The organism is Erythrobacter sp. S57(2025) (genome assembly GCF_057365055.1).
In genome coordinates this window covers 913926-929593 of the sequence record NZ_CP200299.1, presented here as the reverse complement: position 1 = coordinate 929593, position 15668 = coordinate 913926, and the positions used below count along the sequence as shown (strand labels likewise).

The window sequence follows — 15668 nt, the reverse complement described above, 5'->3', positions numbered from 1 at the left end:
AACCAAAAGCGCCGATAGACTGCGCCCATGCAACAGGGTACAAACAGGCTCATCAAAGGTTTCGGCGCGAGGCTCTTGCCTCTCCAACTCATGCTGTCCGCGATGGCGCTGATATCGGTCATCTACGCCCCGCGCGGTGAGAGTGATCCCGTTCTGCTTTATCCCATATCGCAGCATGCGCAGGAGGATATGCGTGCTGCACTGTCGGCGCCGGGCATAGTCATACTCTCTCGCGGGCGCCTGCCCGGTTCTTACGTCATAATCGGCAAAAGACCTGGTTTCGCGCGCGGCCTGATTGAAAGCGGAATTCTCGTGCTGAACGCCTATGCGCCCGAATGCGGCCCAGTGGTAGAAGGAGCGCGCCGCACATGATCACGAACGTTTACGATCTGCGCCGCCGCGGGGCAATTGTGGTCGCGGCTGGTGGCTGGTTGGTCGTCCTAACCCTCCTCATAATGGCGATTGCTGGCGAAACGCCCAATGCGGGTCTCGCCCTATTCCTGAGCGCAGTCCTAAACCTTATCCCAAGCTGGTGCGCTTTCAAGGGCCGAACCGACAAAGCTGCGCGCATGGTCATCGGCGCAATGGCCGCTTTGCAGCCCGCCTTGATCGTCTTTGCCATGGAAGGATCGCTTTGGCAGATCGACTTCCATCTTTATTTCTTTGTCGCACTCGCTGCATTGACATTGATGTGGGACATTCGCCCCATCATCCTCGCCTGCAGCCTAATCGCAGTTCACCATGCCTTACTGGCATCGCTTGCGCCTGACTGGGTGTTTTGGGGCGGCGGAGGCGTGGTGCGCGTCCTGATCCATGCTGCCGCTACAGTGATGATCGGCCTGCTTTTGTGCTGGGTCACTTTGTGCATCGCTAACTTAACTCGAAATATTGAGCAGGCCCGGCTCGCCAGTGAAACTCAGGCCGAGGAATTGGCAAAGACCAGTGCATCTTTGCAGGAAGCTTTGGGAAGAGTTGAAACCGAAAAGCAAAAACGCGCGCAAGCCCAGGCAGCCGTCAACACTATGCGCGAAGAAGAGTATCGCCGTATTGCTGCGAAATTCCAAAGCTCTATCAGCGATGTAACCCATGCAGTCGCGGCGACCGCCACCATGCTTGAACGTTCGGCCGGGGAGCTCAAAACTATCGCCAGCGAAACGGGGCAAGAGGCGCGCGATGTGGCCATTTCAGCCGAATCCGCCAGCAGGGCCGCAGGGACGGTGGCGAAAGGGGTGGCTGAAATGTCGTCATCAATCGCCAACATCGCTGTCAATGCAAGCCAGCAAAGCAGCCTTACCGTCCAAGCAACGCAGCAGACCAACGGCGGTGGTCAGGTGATCGGGGCGCTATCTGCACAATCGCAAACCATTGGCGAGGCGACGCGCGCCATTGTCCGCATCGCGCAGCGCACTGATTTGCTTTCCTTAAATGCCGCTATCGAGGCCGCCTCTGCAGGCGTCGCGGGGCGCGGCTTCACCATTGTCGCGCATGAAGTCAAAGCGCTCGCCGCTCAGGCTGCTGAGGCCGCGACGCAGATCGATGCGTTTCTTAGCGGTGTGAAAGAAGGTACATTGGAGGCCGAGCACAGCTTTTCTGAGATTGAAACCGCGATAACCGAGCTCAACAAATCCGCACTCTCGATCAGTCAGGACGTCGAAAATCAGCGCCAGTCTGCGGACACAATTGAAGCCTATGCTCGCAATGCTGCTGGTGAAGTTGAAAGCATGGCTGGCCGCACAAAACTTCTGTCAGAGCGGGCGAGCGCTGCGCGCAATCTTTCAGATGAGTTGGAGCACGCAGCCGCAGCCTTGGCGGAAAATGTCCGCAGCCTTGAGAAGTCGACCGAGGGTTTCATGAACAACTTAAAGGCCGCTTAGGCAAATCGTGCGGCGAGCCAGCCCGCCGGAACGCCGAAGAATGCAACCAGAAACGCCACAACTTTGATCGGCTGCGCAAAGGCGGCGGTCGCGGCCATCCAGTTAACCCCTTGGTCCATCACCATCTGCACGATCTGCAATGACGTTTCGACAATGTCGGTGAGGAAGAAGGTCACGGCGCTTGCGGCAACCACCAACCCGATGACTTTGCACAATGTGCTCTGAACCGCGCGCAGGCTGAGCCCGGCGCGCCAACTGCCCCACGAATAGACGATAATGAACGCGATATCTGCGAACATAGAGATAATCGTGATCTCTCGAATGCCAGCGTCTTTCCAATTCGCCTGAATCTCATTCACGCGCTGCGCTGTCGCGGCCGCTTGATGGTCAACGATGCTGAACAGCGCATCTCCTCGTAACAGGGCGCTAGCCGCGATTAGGCATGCGAACATGGCGAGGCCGATCAGCCAATATTTAAGCTCAACGCGCCCGGTCATGCATCGCCGCCTAGAAAACGCACTAGAGCTTCGCCCAAATCCGGTTTAGTCACACTGTTGAGGTGGGTGCCGGGCACCTCGTAATAGGTCGCATTGGGAAGCATTTCAACAAGCTCGGTTGCTGAGCCATTGTCCCTATCTTGATCGCCGCAGATCACGCCTGTCGGCATGGTAATGCTGGAAAGCGCGGCGATGTCGAAATCCTCCATCGCATCGAGCAGCAGTCTTGCCGCCACACGGTCGACGCCTTGCGATTTCAGAAATGTGCGCGCGACATAGGCCGGATCGCCCGGTTTGATCGTGTCAAATTCGTCGATCACGCGCTTGAAGTGCCCCGCGCGGCGTGCCCATTCGGAAAGCCCGGCAACTCCCATACCGCAGATCGCAAGTTTGCGCGGTTCCAGAATGCCATGCGCGACAGCGTGGATCGCTGTGCGTGCGCCAAGCGAGAAACCAACAAGGTCAAACTCCCCCGGCGACAGGCCGAGGTGATCTACCAATGCGGCGGCGTCGCGCACCAGAGCGCCCGGTGGATAGGCAGCGGGATCGCGCGGTGCCTCGCTATCCCCATGCACGCGGAAATCGAGCATGATCGCCTCGAAACCTGCCTTAGCAAGCCGCGCATCATGCCCCCACTTGATCCAGTTCATATGCGCGCTGGAAAACAGACCGTGCAGCAGCACCACAGGGCGCTCCTCCCCTGTATCTGGGCTTGCGCGGTGAATGGCCAAACGTGTGCCATCAAACGAGGTGAAATGTTCGCTCATCGCGCTCCCGATCCCAGCATTTGCATCCATTCGCTCTGGCTTGCCGGCTGCGTTTCCCAATGCGGCACATTGTCAGGCAGTTTGAGCCAGTCCGGCGCGCTTTTGGTCCAGATATGCGCAATGGGCGCAAGGTCACCGCCGTTATCAAGCGAGCCACCCTTGATCGTCACCATGCCCGGTCGATTGGCCCCCGCATGATAAAGGCGCGTGCCGCATTGAGGGCAAAAATAGCAGTCTGTGGTAGAGCCGCTATCGGTTGGCCGGGTCCACATCGACATCTCGCCTTCGATGTGCAGAGCGTCCTTCATAACGGGAACCGAAATGCCAAAGGCGCTGGTGGATTGTTTTTGGCATTCGGTGCAGTGGCAGGTGTAGGCAATCAGCCTGTCAGCCGCGATGCGGTATTGCACTGCGCCGCACTGACAACCTCCGGTAAAGCCCGCGCTATCCCCACTGCCGCTCACCTTTTGGCGAGCCCTTTTTGCTCCATGCGCCACTGGGCCAAGTCGACCCGGTCTTGTCCAAAGAACGGCTCACCATCGACGACCAGTGTTGGGACCCCCCAATGACCCGCAGCTTCCAAAGCCGCCTGATTGTCCGCGATTTCGGCATCGAGCGCATCTGCATCGGAGGCCGCTTCCGCTTCAAGCGTCGCCAAATCCAATCCTGCACGTGATGCGGCAAGCGCCAGATGATCCCCTTCGTGCCAATTGTCGGTCTCGCCAGAGAAGATCAGGGTTGAGACCTCATCTGCAAACTCCAACCCCTTGCCGTGTCGGCTCGCTGCCTGACCCAACCGACACACGCGCCTGATAAGCGGCTGCTCGGCTGCAATCTCGCGCGTGGCCAGATCTTGCACAACAGGATCAGGGCGCGGCCAGCGAAAAGGTATGCCCAGCATCTGCGCTGCGCGGAAGGAGTCCATCAAGATATAGCGCGGCGCCGCAGGATTACCGGTGAACAAGATGTCAGGATCGCGGATCGCAATTGGCCAGACGGTGCGCAGGGAAATGTCGAGGTCATAGGTTTTAGCCATCGCGCGATACCGGCCTATCGCCAGGTATGAATAAGGTGAGCGGAAGCTGAAAAACAGATCGGCTTTGATTGTCATGTCTGCGCCCTCAAATCAGCGAAAGAAGCACTGCGTGCCCGCATAGATCATTCCCACTTCTCCTGCGTCGAAAAAGCCGCCAATGCCGTCTGCAAGCACAAATTCATCTCCCAAAGTGCTGTCGGGGATGGCTTCATAACCCTCTAGCGCCTCAACGGCGTCGCGCGGCATGCCGGGGCTTACATTGCTATCAATCGCGATGAAGGCCGGTCCCATGTCTTCGTCACCAATGGGCGCGCGCAAATTCCATCCGGCCAACGCCCCATTTAGAAAGTTGAGCGTCAATCCGCCCTTAAACTCGGTAAGCTCCATCGGGCCTGCTCCGCATTCCTCAATGGTATCGGTGCCAAGCTGCGCGTCCAGAACTTTGGTGACAGCGGCAATCGCCTCATTCTTGCCAGCGTTGAAAAAGAAGCCTTCCGCGCCTGCATCAAGCCCGCCGCTTTCCAACACGATCGAGCCCAGCGAGGCCGTCTCTTGCGCTGGCTCCTCCGGCTCTGCTGAGTCCCCGCAACCGGCCAATCCCGCACTGGCGAGCAGCAGCACCGCTGCGCTGCACGAAAGCTTCAGTTTGAAAGTTGTGCCACCCATGGTGTTCGCAAACTCCAGAAAATGATGTCGACGTTCAATTTGCCGCGAGCATAGGCTTCAAACTCGCCGCGCGTAAACTTCTGACCCGTATTAGGATTGGTATAGGTCAGCGTTGGCCCCTGCACCGCCATCGCGACCACAGGCAGTTCAGCGCCGTCGCTTTTGAGGAATTGATAGGCATTCTTTTCCTGCGCGCGGCGATAGGGGATAATGTCGGGGCCACCCATGCCGATGCCCTGTTCCCTGCCCAGAGCAAACAGGCGGCTCATATACTGGCGATCATTGTCCCATTCACAGGGCCAGAAATTCACATATTGAACGACCAGCGAGTGCTCAAATGCGGCTCTGGCAGCGCGCAGGTTTTCCATTTCCGCTTCGAAATAGATGTCGCATGAAAAACCCTCCGGAGCGCCGTCTCCTTCGCTCACTTCAATGGCTGTTTCGGGCAGATTGATGCCATAGACACGGCCATCAAAGCGATCACCCAAGGCCGCTAGCAATGCCTGAAACCGCGCGCGTAGAGCCGGGTTCCACTGCACCGCGACCCAACCGGAACCTTTCGCAGCGCCCTCGCCCGCATTGTCGGACTGACGTACCAGACCGCCGCCATATTGCGGCTCTTCGAGGATGTAGTCCGGCACATAGCGGCTTTCGGGCAGAAAAAACCGGTCCTGGATCTGGATGAAGAGGCGCTTGCCGTGGCTTTCTACGAGTGCAAGTTCGCGCTCAATTTTCTCAAACTGATATTCGCCTTCGCGCGGCTCGAGACGACGCCAATTATAGATGACCTGCGCACCTGCAATATCGTCTCGGACAAGCAAGTCTTCGTGATTGGACAGCTCCGCGCCGCCAATGAAGATGAAGTGTTGAAGCTGGTCTTCCACCACCTGAACCTGCCGATCCTCATCAGCGATTGGCTCAAGTGGTTGAGAACATGCCGCCGTCCCATGAAGCGCCAGAACCGCTAAGCTTAGTCGGATCGGGGCGATTAACAGACGTGGCAGCATGGCAATTATCCCTTCTTCAAATGCCTCCGCCCCAGAAGCTCTGCAATTTGCACAGCGTTGAGCGCTGCGCCTTTGCGCAAATTGTCGGAGACGCACCACAGGGTCAAACCGTTTTCGACGGTCGGATCTTCGCGCACACGGCTGACATAGGTTGCTCCATCGCCGGCGCATTCAACGGGCGTTACATAGCCTTCGTCTTCGCGCTTATCGATCAGCATGATACCGGGCGCCTCGCGCAGGATTTCTTGCGCTTGGTCTGCGGAAAGCTCTTTCTCAAACTCGATATTGATCGCTTCTGCATGGCCGACAAACACGGGTACGCGTACGCAGGTCGCGTTGAGCTTCACCTTGGGGTCGAGGATTTTCTTGGTCTCGACCATCATCTTCCATTCTTCCTTCGTCGAACCATCATCGAGGAAGACGTCGATATGCGGGATGACGTTGAAAGCGATTTGCTTGGTGAACTTGGTTGGTTCGACGGGATCGCCGACGAAGATTGCACGGGATTGTTCGAACAATTCGTCCATTCCCGCTTTGCCTGCGCCAGAGACGGATTGGTAGGTTGAAACAACCACACGCTTGATCGTAGCGGCATCGTGCAAGGGCTTTAACGCCACAACAAGCTGCGCGGTTGAGCAATTGGGGTTCGCGATGATGTTGCGCTTCGAATAATCGTCAATCGCGTCCGGGTTCACCTCAGGCACGATCAGCGGCACATCTGGCTCCATCCGGTAGAGCGACGAATTGTCGATCACGACGCAGCCTGCTGCCGCTGCCTTGGGCGCGTATTCCTTAGCCGGACCCGAGCCGGCCGCGAACAGAGCGATGTCCCACCCTGCCCAGTCAAAATGCTCAATATTTTTGCATTTGAGCATTTTACCCGTGTCGCCAAATTCAACCTCGGTGCCGTGGCTCCGGCCAGAGGCAACAGCTGCGACTTCCTCAATCGGGAACTCACGCTCAGCTAAGATCTGCATCATTTCGCGCCCGACATTTCCGGTCGCACCGACGACTGCTACACGGTAGCCCATCACTTATTCCTTCAATTCAAAATGCTTGCACGGCGACTCAGGACCACTAGCCTTGTTCGCCAAGGGAGACTTCATGCAGGCCGATACACAGAACTGGCAGCAAAAGGCCAAATATTTCGACTTTCAGGGGCACCAGATTGCCTTTTGGACCGGCGGAGATGCTTCGGCTCGCCCTTTATTGCTGGTACATGGTTTTCCAACCTGCGCATGGGATTGGGTACCCGTGTGGGAGACTTTGGGCGCAAAGCATCAATTGATCGCATGCGATATGATTGGGTTTGGGCTGTCGGATAAGCCCAGGAATGGACCAGAACGCGGCGGATATTCGATCCACCGTCAGACCGATCTTCAAGAAGCGATTCTGGCGCATCTAGGCATCGGCGAATTTGATGCGCTGGTGCACGATTACGGCGTGTCAGTGGGTCAGGAATTGCTCGCGCGGCAACAAGATGGTTCGGGCGCTGCAAACCTCGGCAAGATGGTGTTCCTCAATGGCGGTATCTTCCCCGACCAGCACCGCCCGGTGTTGATGCAAAAGGTTGGCGTGTCGCCGTTTGGCTTCCTTTTGGGCCTGCTCAACAATCGCGACCTATTCGGCAAAAGCTTTTCGCAAGTCTTTGGCCCTCAGACCAAACCCGATGAGCGCGAATTGGATGAGTTTTGGCAGTTCATCACTCACAACAACGGCCATCGCATCATGCACAAGCTGCTGCATTACATTGCTGACCGGCGCACGCATAAAGCGCGCTGGGAAGCTGCATTGGTCGGCGCTCAAGACAACATCGGCCTGATTAACGGTGCGCTTGATCCCGTGTCAGGCAAGCACGCTTATGACAGATGGCGCGAAGTGGTGCCGGATGCGCGGCACCACCTCATTCCCAATGTCGGACACTACCCTCAGGTCGAAGCACCAGAAGAGGTCGCGACAAAGGCTCTGGAGTGGCTCACTCAGGCGGCGTGACACCGTGGCTCTCAAGGAAGCGGAACATCGTGTTCCACAGATGCGGGCTGATTTGCTCGCCGGATACGCGGTGAGTGTAGCCGGGATAGAGCATCATCTCGAACGGCACATTGTTCTCTTGCATGACGCTGATCAGCTCGGATGAGTTTTCAAACACCACATTGTCATCCGCCATGCCGTGGATCAGCAACAGCGGATCGCTGATCTTTGTCGCATCGGGAATGGCGCTTGCGGTTTCATAGGCCTCCGGCACTTCGCGCGGATCGCCCATAAAACGCTCGGTGTAATGCGTGTCATACAGACCCCAGCGCGTAACGGGAGCGCCCGAAATACCGGCCGCATATAGCCCCGGATCGGCCTGCAACTGCTTGAGCGTCATATAGCCGCCATAGGACCAACCATAGATCGCGATCTTCTCCGCATCGACGAAATCGAGCGTTTGCAAGAACTCAGCGCCCAGTTTTTGGTCGCGAACCTCGATACCCCCCATCGCGCGGTAGAGCGGTTGCTCAAAGTCGACCCCGCGATTGGCCGTGCCGCGATTGTCCAGCACAAAGTAGATATAGCCGCGATCCACCACTGCCTGCGCTAGCGCCCCGCCCCAGCCTTTGTCGACCAACTGCGGACCGGGTCCTGAATAGTGGTAGTAAAACACCGGATATTCCTTACCCGGCTCCATCTCTGGCTTGAGCATCATGTAATGGAGCGGCGTGCCGTCCTCTGCTTCGATCGTGCCATATTCCGGCGTCACATGGCTTGAAAGGAAGGGCGTATAGGGATGACCTTCATCCAGCGCATTTTCCTCAACCCAAGTGATACGGTTTCCCGAAGCATCGGCGAGATAGCTTTGCGTGGGCTGGTTTGTGGCAGAGCGACTGATGAGAAGCGTCTCTCCATCGCCTGCCATACTGGCCGAATTGGTGAAGGCAGGATCGGTCACACGCTCATGTCCCGCGTCACCCGATAGGCTGGCCGAGTAGACTTGTTCGGTGAGTACACCTTCAACCGCTCGGTAGAAGAACTGGTTCTCGTCTTCGTTGACGCCGACCAGCGAGGTGACTGGCTCTTTGAGGCTGGTAAGCCGCTGCCAGTCACTGCCGTCAAAGCGGTAAAAGTTGCCGAACCCATCGCGCTCGGACCACCACAGCAGGCTGCCATCTTTCAGGAAGCGATAATTGTCTGAAAGATTGATCCAATATTCCTCGCGCGCGGCGTTTTCGGTGAACCAGATTGTACTCTCGCCCGTGGCTGGATCGACCTTGAGCATATCGAGCATGGTCTGTTCGCGGTTCTGGCGCTGGACATAGATCATTCCGTCCGTGCCCCAATCGACGCGGGCGATATAGATGTCGGTCTCTTCGCCAATGTCGATCTTCACCTGGTTGCCGCCATCCGGGTCCATCACGAACAGCTCAACAATCGCATTGTCTGAGCCTGCCACGGGATAGCGCTGGTCGAACACGGTGGTGCCGGTCGCGCCGATGGCGGCTCTGGTCACGATGCCAACGGGGCTTTCATCGGTGCGCTGCACGACAAGGCGGGTGTCATCACCATTCCACCAATATCCGGTTAGCCTGCCCATCTCTTCCTGAGCAACAAATTCAGCTTCTCCCCAGCGGATTGTGTCGTCTTCCTTGGGAGTGATCGGAGCAGCCTCTTCGCCAACTTCACCTACCCAAAGCTGCCGGTCGCGTACGAAAGAGACATAGCGTGATTTGGGGGACAGTGCGGGGTTCAACTCGCTTTCCTCCGTATCGGTCAACCGGGTGACTTCGCCATCAAGTTTCGCGAAATACAGATCACCATCCAGAGGCACGAGTACACCGCTCGCATCGCTTGCCCATTGATAAGAGATGATGCCTGAGAGGTTTCCGACCCGCGCGCGTTCGCGCTGCATCTTTTCGTCTTCGGATAGTTCGCGGCCCGTGCCCAAAGCCTCACTATCGACCAGCATACGCCATTCCTGCGCCTCTATATCGAAGCCCCATAGGTCATAGCGCTGGCGATCATCCTCACGATTGCGAAGCAGTGTGAGATAGCGACCATCGGGCGAAAACTTCGCCTGACGCGGTGCAGGACCATTCAAACTGGGCGAGGCAAAGACGCGCTCAAAAGTGAGTTCGGGCGAACCTTGGGTCATATGGTCATCCGCTAATGCAGGAGTGGAAAGGAGAGTGGCAGCAGCGGCTGCAAACAGGGTCAAACGCATGGTGAAGCAGTGCCTTCTTTTGGATTGACATATCACTCGCAATCGCGCGCGATCTTGGCAAGAGCGCGCAACGAAAAAGGGCGACCCCACAGGAGCCGCCCTTTCATGATTTCGCTTATTCGAGACTTAGCTCTTAGGCGTGTTGTCCCGGCGTTCGGCGATACGCGCACGCTTACCGGTGCGGCCACGCAGATAGTAAAGCTTCGCACGACGCACGACACCGCGGCGAACCACAGTGATGCTGTCGACGATCGGCGCGTAGAGTGGGAACACACGTTCCACGCCTTCACCAAAACTGATTTTGCGAACGGTGAAGTTGGAGTTGATGCTGCGGTTTGAACGAGCGATTACAACGCCTTCGAAGTTCTGGATACGCTCACGCGTGCCTTCCTTCACCTTCACGCCGACGCGAACGGTGTCGCCCGCGCGGAAATCTGGAATTTCTTTTTCAATCTTGCCGATTTCTTCGGCTTCGATTTGCTGGATCAGGTTCACTGGTCCGTGTCCTTTTTTTCTCGCCGCGCGCCAGAGGCAGACTGGTCCCGAACGTCATTATAACGTTCCCAAAGGTCCGGCCTGCGTAACCTAGTGTCAGCTTCCGCCTGCGCTTTACGCCAAGCTTCCACCTTCGCATGATCCCCAGATCGCAGCACTTCGGGGATCGTGCGCCCTTCCCATTCCTGAGGTCGGGTAAATTGCGGGTACTCGAGAAGGCCGTCCTCAAACGACTCCTCAGTCCCACTAGAAGCCGCGCCCATTACGCCGGGAAGCAGCCGAATGCAAGCATCAAGTATGGCGAGCGCGGCGGGCTCTCCGCCTGAAAGAACAATGTCTGCAAGGCTGACCTGCTCGATTTGAGGGCGCGCTTCGAAAAGCCGCTCATCAAACCCTTCGAACCGGCCACACAGGATGGTAACACCTGTGCCGCTGGCGATCTCGCGAATTCGGGCCTGCGTGATGGGCTTGCCCCGCGGGGTCATGGCGAGAATTGGCGTGTCAGGCTGGCGCGCAATCGCGTAATCGACCGCTTTGCCGAGAATATCTGCCTTGAGCACCAATCCTGCCCCGCCACCCGCAGGCGTATCATCAACCTTGCGATGCTTGTCCGTCGCAAAGTCGCGCGGGTTCACCGTCTCGAAAGACCAATCCCCGCGCTCCAACGCCTTACCTGCCAGCGATTGGCCGAGCGAGCCAGGGAACATCTCAGGGTAAAGGGTGAGGATTTGAGCGGCGAAGGTCATGGGTCGATCCATTCGCCATGTTCGAGAACAATTGCAATGTGCGCTAACGTCAAACGCTCAAGCACCGGCTTTCGTGGAATGGCTGTCTTACGCCAAGGAAGGCGTAGAAAGTCCCACACTGCGGCAAAGGGAGCCATAATAGGAACGGCTTCATCGAGACATACGAACCTCTCCCAAGGCCAATCGAACACCCATTGACCATATTTTGCGGCCAATACCGCGGCAAAATCGTCAACGTCATCACCAATGATCTCTAAATCTTGGTCCAGAGCACTTTCCAACGTAGCGTCGCTTATCCCGAAGTCCTCCCGTATCACCCAAAGGACGAAATCCTTGGCCGCCACAATGTCGAAAGGTGGAACGCTGCGAGTTGAAAAGAGCCCCATCCTTCGTCCTCAACTAATCCACGCGCGCGAGCACTCTGCCCACCAGAGACTGTCCGAGCGAGCGGGGGAACATCTCAGCGTAGAGAATGAAGAATTGGGCGGAGAAGGTCATTCTTTGTCGCCAGACGTTTCGTCCAACTCAATAACTCCAAAATCAATCAGAAGACGTCTAACTCTCTCGAATGTGAAATGGGTCAAGAGCAAACCATAGACTATCACAATCGGTGTCCCGATGATGAGCCACTTCAAGACAGTGGTCTGAAACGTTTCCACTCCGACTGGCTGGTCATCAGGCGCTGTTGCTGCCAGCAGTTCCCACAGAACCCAAAGGCTGATTAGCGGCAAAAAAAGACCGTTACTTAGTAGCGCGCGCTCTTTCTGACGGCTCCGGTCTTTCAGAAACACGCAGCAAAGAACGATCACAGTGAGCATGGCCAGAGTGATCACTGTGACTAGTGCGACTATTTTCACCAATTCACCCCATCCTTCGCCCGCGTATCGACGTTGAGCTCAAACACATCGGGCCGCGAATAGTGGCCGTCGGTGTCGAGGCTCGCCAGCCCCTGCCCGATCTCGCTCAGATCCAGCTGAGCGTGGAGGATTTCCTCGCCCTCGCCCGCTTTCGCCAGCACCCGCGCATCGGGGGCGATAATCATGGAGCCGCCTTTGTTCAGCACGTCGCTTTCGATAGCGTTGAACAGTTCCTCTGCCTCTGGTGAACCACCGACCCGATCCAGCCCCTCAAACAAGTCCGACTTGTTCTGCACAAGCCCAGCAGCGAGAACAAAGCAGCGCCCTTCCATGGCATAATGTCGTGAGGCGAGAGCATATTCTTCGCGCACGGTGGGCCAAGCGGCGACGTGGACGCTTTCACCCAGATTGTGCATCGCTGCGCGGGCGAGCGGCATCCAGTGCTCCCAGCAGATCAAATTGCCTGCCCGGCCCCACTCAGCCTCATGCACACCCAAAGTCGAGCCATCGCCGCGCATCCAGATCAGGCGCTCGCCATGGGTTGGCACCAGCTTACGGTGATCGAGTGGCGGCAGGCCGGGTCGGAAGAGGAGTTGATTGTTGTACAGGCTCTGGCGAACCCGCTCATGCGCGCCCAGCGAAATGCACGCGCCGCTCTCATCGCATAGCTCTTGCAAGGGCAGCAGCCGCTCATCACCCGGCACAATCGCATTGTCGAGCATGATCTGGTGGCACGCCTTGGTCCCCGGATGATCCCACAGCGCCGCGCCCGGAGCCTCATCCAGCCATAACGGATAGCCTCCTAGAAACGTCTCCCCAAACGCCACAAACTGCGCGCCACCTTCAATGGCCTCGCCGGAAAGACGCGTGGCCTTTTCAATCCCTCCGGTAAAGTCGAGCGGGATCGGGGCGGCTTGGCAAATTGTTACATTTAGGGTTGTCATCGGAGCCGCTTAGGCCGGGAATTCAGCCCCCGCAACCACCACATCCTCCGCCGCAGCCCCCATTGCCGCCACCGTCACCGCCGTCGCTGCCGTGATCTCCTGAATCGCCCCCACTCCCGCCGGCAAAGCCCGCCTGCCGCGCAGCATGGACCGGCTCCCACGGCGTGCCCACCAATACGCCTGTGCCAAAGATAGCGACGGCCATGCCAGCCTCCGAGGATTGCGGCGCGCGTTGGATGCGGCTGTTGGCAAGCTCCAGATCGCGCAGAGCCTCATTTCCCGCCATCGTGCGCGGGTTGAGCCGGAACAGGCGGATCGCGGCGAACAGCAGAGTGGCGATCAACAGCACCACCAGGAACCCAGTCGGTTCTCCGGCTGCTTGGCCAGCGCCTTGCCGGTACATGCCGATGACGAGCAACACCAAGTAAGGCAGCGCAGAGAGGAAGCGTAATATCACACGCTGCCCTTGATCCATCAGCAGGCCGCGCTCGATCAACTTGGTCTCAATCTCAAGCGCGTGCGCTTTCAGGGTCGCTTTGACATGCGACAATTTGAGCGCCCCAATCTCACTCAGGATCGAACCACTGGCAGCGTTAGTCTCCAGCTCCGGGCGGATGACGCGCAAACGCCCCTTATCGGCATCCTCAAGCGCGCCTTGCGCGAACAAGTCGGCGAGCAGCGCAGTTGCGTGCTGGGTGGCTCCGCCTGACAGAACCGCGATCTCTTCCACACCGTTGGCTTCACCCGATTTTCCTTCAGGACGCAGGTTTGCAGGGATCCAAAGACCGACGAAAACGCAGGTCGCAAGCATGACCACGTAAAAAACGAGGAATTCAGGGCCAGTGTAGGAGCCAAAAATTTCCATCACAAAAGCACTCCTGCCAAGACCGCGATCGCTATTCCCAGCGCAATCCAACCGATTGCGCCCAAAATGGCCGTTTGCCTGTCGAGGATCATAACATCAGATGGATTAACGCGCAGCCCCATCGGATCGACGCCAAAGCGGCGTTTTACACTAGGCCAGATGTCGCTGGGCGGAGGCTCTCCGAATGTTTCCTCATAAACGGCCAAGGTGGAAGCATATTGATCGTAGTACCTAGCGCGCTCAATCTTACCGCCTGCCGTAGGCCCATGATGGAGGTCTGATTGCAGGATGTCGGGGCAGAATGTCTGCCAATAATCGCGGCTATAGGTAAGGTGGAGGTGCCAAACCTGATCCACCGCATCAGAAGGCGTGACCTCCTGCCCGGCAGTACAGGCGAGATAGCAAAAGCGCTTGTATTCGTTGAGCGTGCGAGCGGTGTAGTCATCCTCCCACCCGTTTTCGCGGGAAAGACGCGCGGGAAAGCTCAAGTCAGCGCCATCCGGCCCGATCTCGTAAGCGCCAAGACGCTGCCACAGCTCGCTTGTTTCAAATGTTGCCCCCGCGCTCATGGCGCTATTGGTCGGCGAAATCCTTGGAAATCACAAGTCTTGTGGCGTCCCATTCGATCACGGCCGCCTTGGTCATGGGGACCATGATGCTCTTCATGCCCTTGGCAGGCGGTGGGTCGAGCAGGATTTCGATGATGTCGGTCGCGCCAAAGTTTTGCACGGCGGTGATACTGCCAATTGTCTCGCCAGCGTCTGTTTCTACCGACAGGCCGATAAGATCAGCGTGATAATATTCGTCTTCGGCAAGTTCGGGCAGGTCGTCGCGCATGATCGTGAGCACGGTGCCGCGCAGCTTCTCCGCAGCCTCGCGCCCTTGTACATCGGCAAAGCGTGCGATCGCTCCGCCTTTATTGTCCGAGCGGACTTTTTTGAGCTTCAGAGTGCCGTCGTTAAAGCTCTTATGCTGGCGCAAGGCTTCGATCCCGTCGCCGAGCAATTTTAGGCGAACCTCGCCTGCAACGCCGTGGGCACCGGTGATGGCGGCCAATTCCACCATCCCGGTGCCCACGTCTTTGCGTTGACTGTCAGGCGCTTTCGCCACTGAGGGGTCTTAGTCCTCAGCCTTTTCTTCGACTGCTTCTTCAGCAGGCGCTTCTTCGGCAGCTGCTTCTTCAGCAACATCATCACCAGCAGCAGGACCGTCTTCAGCCGCAGCTTCTTCAGCAGGGGTTGCTTCTGCAGGAGCTTCTTCAGCTGGAGTTTCCTCAGCTGCTGGCTCTTCAGCGGGAGCCTCTGCTGCAGCCTTGGCCGCTTCTTCAGCTTCCTTGGCCTTTTCAGCCTTCTCTTCAGCGCGTTCCTTGGCCTTCTCGCCTGGCTCTGCTTTCTGAGGATTGTTGCGCGCTTCACGCTCTTGAATGCCAGCAGCATCCAGGAAGCGCAGAACACGGTCAGAAGGCTGAGCGCCAACGCCGAGCCAGTAACGCGCACGATCTTCGTTGAGGGTTACGCGCTTTTCGTCATCCTTGGCGAGCAGCGGGTTGTATGTGCCGATCTGCTCAAGGTATTTACCATCACGCGGAGCGCGGCTGTCAGCAGCCACGATGCGGTAGTAAGGACGCTTCTTTGCGCCACCGCGCGAAAGCCTAAGTGCAATTGCCATTTTCAGTCACCTTTCAAGTGTAAATATCTGTATTCAATTCAAAAA

Annotated in this window: 20 protein-coding genes; 3 read left to right on the top strand and 17 right to left on the bottom strand. The window is 57.5% G+C overall.

Translation table 11 applies throughout. The features are described from left to right. Positions 1–27 precede the first annotated feature (27 nt). Together AC0V6N_RS04485 and AC0V6N_RS04480 are read left to right on the top strand one after the other, a co-directional pair. Positions 28–372 carry a hypothetical protein gene (locus AC0V6N_RS04485; protein ID WP_486170391.1) on the top strand — a complete coding sequence of 115 codons (345 nt, stop codon included), beginning with the start codon at positions 28–30 and terminating at the stop codon, positions 370–372. Beyond that, positions 369–1874 carry a methyl-accepting chemotaxis protein gene (locus AC0V6N_RS04480; protein ID WP_486170390.1) on the top strand — a complete coding sequence of 502 codons (1506 nt, stop codon included), beginning with the start codon at positions 369–371 and terminating at the stop codon, positions 1872–1874. The genes AC0V6N_RS04485 and AC0V6N_RS04480 overlap by 4 nt, the downstream gene beginning before the upstream one ends. Here AC0V6N_RS04480 and AC0V6N_RS04475 read toward each other — a convergent pair. The 7 genes from AC0V6N_RS04475 to AC0V6N_RS04445 are packed head-to-tail and all read right to left on the bottom strand — an operon-like array spanning position 1871 to position 6878. Then, the gene (locus tag AC0V6N_RS04475; RefSeq protein ID WP_486170389.1) at positions 1871–2371 is read right to left on the bottom strand and encodes a hypothetical protein; all 501 of its coding nucleotides are present in this window, start codon (positions 2369–2371) and stop codon (positions 1871–1873) included. The genes AC0V6N_RS04480 and AC0V6N_RS04475 overlap by 4 nt on opposite strands. Next, positions 2368–3138, bottom strand: coding sequence for an alpha/beta fold hydrolase (locus AC0V6N_RS04470; RefSeq protein WP_486170388.1), 771 nt, complete (start codon positions 3136–3138; stop codon positions 2368–2370). Before AC0V6N_RS04470 ends, AC0V6N_RS04475 begins: the two co-directional genes overlap by 4 nt. Continuing rightward, positions 3135–3602: a GFA family protein gene (locus AC0V6N_RS04465; RefSeq protein WP_486170387.1), complete on the bottom strand. Its 468-nt coding sequence runs from the start codon at positions 3600–3602 to the stop codon at positions 3135–3137. The genes AC0V6N_RS04470 and AC0V6N_RS04465 overlap by 4 nt, the downstream gene beginning before the upstream one ends. Beyond that, entirely contained in the window at positions 3599–4249 is a 651-nt protein-coding gene (locus tag AC0V6N_RS04460) for a DsbA family protein (protein ID WP_486170386.1), read from the bottom strand. Before AC0V6N_RS04460 ends, AC0V6N_RS04465 begins: the two co-directional genes overlap by 4 nt. Before the next feature lie 15 nt (positions 4250–4264). Beyond that, positions 4265–4840: an aspartate-semialdehyde dehydrogenase gene (locus AC0V6N_RS04455; RefSeq protein ID WP_486170385.1), complete on the bottom strand. Its 576-nt coding sequence runs from the start codon at positions 4838–4840 to the stop codon at positions 4265–4267. Beyond that, positions 4816–5847 (bottom strand): hypothetical protein, encoded by a 1032-nt coding sequence (locus AC0V6N_RS04450; RefSeq protein WP_486170384.1) that lies wholly within the window; start codon positions 5845–5847, stop codon positions 4816–4818. Before AC0V6N_RS04450 ends, AC0V6N_RS04455 begins: the two co-directional genes overlap by 25 nt. Before the next feature lie 5 nt (positions 5848–5852). Next, positions 5853–6878 carry an aspartate-semialdehyde dehydrogenase gene (locus AC0V6N_RS04445; RefSeq protein WP_486170383.1) on the bottom strand — a complete coding sequence of 342 codons (1026 nt, stop codon included), beginning with the start codon at positions 6876–6878 and terminating at the stop codon, positions 5853–5855. Positions 6879–6951: 73 nt separating this feature from the next. On the opposite strand from AC0V6N_RS04445, the gene AC0V6N_RS04440 reads away from it, so the two are divergent. Then, positions 6952–7839: an alpha/beta fold hydrolase gene (locus AC0V6N_RS04440; RefSeq protein ID WP_486170382.1), complete on the top strand. Its 888-nt coding sequence runs from the start codon at positions 6952–6954 to the stop codon at positions 7837–7839. On the opposite strand, the gene AC0V6N_RS04435 is transcribed toward AC0V6N_RS04440, so the two are convergent. The 10 genes from AC0V6N_RS04435 to rpsP all read right to left on the bottom strand — a co-directional run bounded on the left by AC0V6N_RS04435 (position 7823) and on the right by rpsP (position 15623). Continuing rightward, entirely contained in the window at positions 7823–10048 is a 2226-nt protein-coding gene (locus AC0V6N_RS04435) for a S9 family peptidase (RefSeq protein ID WP_486170381.1), read from the bottom strand. The genes AC0V6N_RS04440 and AC0V6N_RS04435 overlap by 17 nt on opposite strands. 126 nt (positions 10049–10174) lie before the next feature. After that, positions 10175–10543 carry a 50S ribosomal protein L19 gene (gene rplS / locus AC0V6N_RS04430; RefSeq protein WP_486170380.1) on the bottom strand — a complete coding sequence of 123 codons (369 nt, stop codon included), beginning with the start codon at positions 10541–10543 and terminating at the stop codon, positions 10175–10177. Beyond that, positions 10540–11289, bottom strand: a complete 750-nt coding sequence (gene trmD, locus AC0V6N_RS04425) for a tRNA (guanosine(37)-N1)-methyltransferase TrmD (RefSeq protein WP_486170379.1) — start codon at positions 11287–11289, stop codon at positions 10540–10542. The genes rplS and trmD overlap by 4 nt, the downstream gene beginning before the upstream one ends. After that, the gene (locus tag AC0V6N_RS04420; RefSeq protein ID WP_486170378.1) at positions 11286–11675 is read right to left on the bottom strand and encodes a hypothetical protein; all 390 of its coding nucleotides are present in this window, start codon (positions 11673–11675) and stop codon (positions 11286–11288) included. Before AC0V6N_RS04420 ends, trmD begins: the two co-directional genes overlap by 4 nt. Before the next feature lie 108 nt (positions 11676–11783). Beyond that, a complete protein-coding gene (locus AC0V6N_RS04415; protein ID WP_486170377.1) occupies positions 11784–12146 on the bottom strand; it encodes a hypothetical protein in 363 nt (120 codons plus the stop codon). Beyond that, positions 12143–13090, bottom strand: a complete 948-nt coding sequence (locus tag AC0V6N_RS04410) for a carbon-nitrogen hydrolase family protein (RefSeq protein ID WP_486170376.1) — start codon at positions 13088–13090, stop codon at positions 12143–12145. The genes AC0V6N_RS04415 and AC0V6N_RS04410 overlap by 4 nt, the downstream gene beginning before the upstream one ends. Positions 13091–13112: 22 nt before the next feature. After that, the gene (locus AC0V6N_RS04405) at positions 13113–13955 is read right to left on the bottom strand and encodes a TIGR04222 domain-containing membrane protein (RefSeq protein WP_486170375.1); all 843 of its coding nucleotides are present in this window, start codon (positions 13953–13955) and stop codon (positions 13113–13115) included. After that, positions 13955–14524: a glycine-rich domain-containing protein gene (locus tag AC0V6N_RS04400; protein WP_486170374.1), complete on the bottom strand. Its 570-nt coding sequence runs from the start codon at positions 14522–14524 to the stop codon at positions 13955–13957. The genes AC0V6N_RS04405 and AC0V6N_RS04400 overlap by 1 nt, the downstream gene beginning before the upstream one ends. 4 nt (positions 14525–14528) lie before the next feature. Then, positions 14529–15020 (bottom strand): ribosome maturation factor RimM, encoded by a 492-nt coding sequence (rimM, locus tag AC0V6N_RS04395; RefSeq protein WP_486172420.1) that lies wholly within the window; start codon positions 15018–15020, stop codon positions 14529–14531. Positions 15021–15074: 54 nt separating this feature from the next. Beyond that, positions 15075–15623 (bottom strand): 30S ribosomal protein S16, encoded by a 549-nt coding sequence (rpsP, locus tag AC0V6N_RS04390; protein ID WP_486170373.1) that lies wholly within the window; start codon positions 15621–15623, stop codon positions 15075–15077. Positions 15624–15668 lie beyond the last annotated feature (45 nt).

Coding starts and splice junctions, on each gene's coding strand:
- AC0V6N_RS04485 (WP_486170391.1), top strand. CDS start 28: ATGCAACAGGGTACAAACAGGCTCATCAAAGGTTTCGGCGCGAGGCTC.
- AC0V6N_RS04480 (WP_486170390.1), top strand. CDS start 369: ATGATCACGAACGTTTACGATCTGCGCCGCCGCGGGGCAATTGTGGTC.
- AC0V6N_RS04475 (WP_486170389.1), bottom strand. CDS start 2,371: ATGACCGGGCGCGTTGAGCTTAAATATTGGCTGATCGGCCTCGCCATG.
- AC0V6N_RS04470 (WP_486170388.1), bottom strand. CDS start 3,138: ATGAGCGAACATTTCACCTCGTTTGATGGCACACGTTTGGCCATTCAC.
- AC0V6N_RS04460 (WP_486170386.1), bottom strand. CDS start 4,249: ATGACAATCAAAGCCGATCTGTTTTTCAGCTTCCGCTCACCTTATTCA.
- AC0V6N_RS04455 (WP_486170385.1), bottom strand. CDS start 4,840: ATGGGTGGCACAACTTTCAAACTGAAGCTTTCGTGCAGCGCAGCGGTG.
- AC0V6N_RS04450 (WP_486170384.1), bottom strand. CDS start 5,847: ATGCTGCCACGTCTGTTAATCGCCCCGATCCGACTAAGCTTAGCGGTT.
- AC0V6N_RS04445 (WP_486170383.1), bottom strand. CDS start 6,878: ATGGGCTACCGTGTAGCAGTCGTCGGTGCGACCGGAAATGTCGGGCGC.
- AC0V6N_RS04440 (WP_486170382.1), top strand. CDS start 6,952: ATGCAGGCCGATACACAGAACTGGCAGCAAAAGGCCAAATATTTCGAC.
- AC0V6N_RS04435 (WP_486170381.1), bottom strand. CDS start 10,048: ATGCGTTTGACCCTGTTTGCAGCCGCTGCTGCCACTCTCCTTTCCACT.
- trmD (WP_486170379.1), bottom strand. CDS start 11,289: ATGACCTTCGCCGCTCAAATCCTCACCCTTTACCCTGAGATGTTCCCT.
- AC0V6N_RS04420 (WP_486170378.1), bottom strand. CDS start 11,675: ATGGGGCTCTTTTCAACTCGCAGCGTTCCACCTTTCGACATTGTGGCG.
- AC0V6N_RS04410 (WP_486170376.1), bottom strand. CDS start 13,090: ATGACAACCCTAAATGTAACAATTTGCCAAGCCGCCCCGATCCCGCTC.
- AC0V6N_RS04405 (WP_486170375.1), bottom strand. CDS start 13,955: ATGGAAATTTTTGGCTCCTACACTGGCCCTGAATTCCTCGTTTTTTAC.
- AC0V6N_RS04400 (WP_486170374.1), bottom strand. CDS start 14,524: ATGAGCGCGGGGGCAACATTTGAAACAAGCGAGCTGTGGCAGCGTCTT.
- rimM (WP_486172420.1), bottom strand. CDS start 15,020: ATGGTGGAATTGGCCGCCATCACCGGTGCCCACGGCGTTGCAGGCGAG.
- rpsP (WP_486170373.1), bottom strand. CDS start 15,623: ATGGCAATTGCACTTAGGCTTTCGCGCGGTGGCGCAAAGAAGCGTCCT.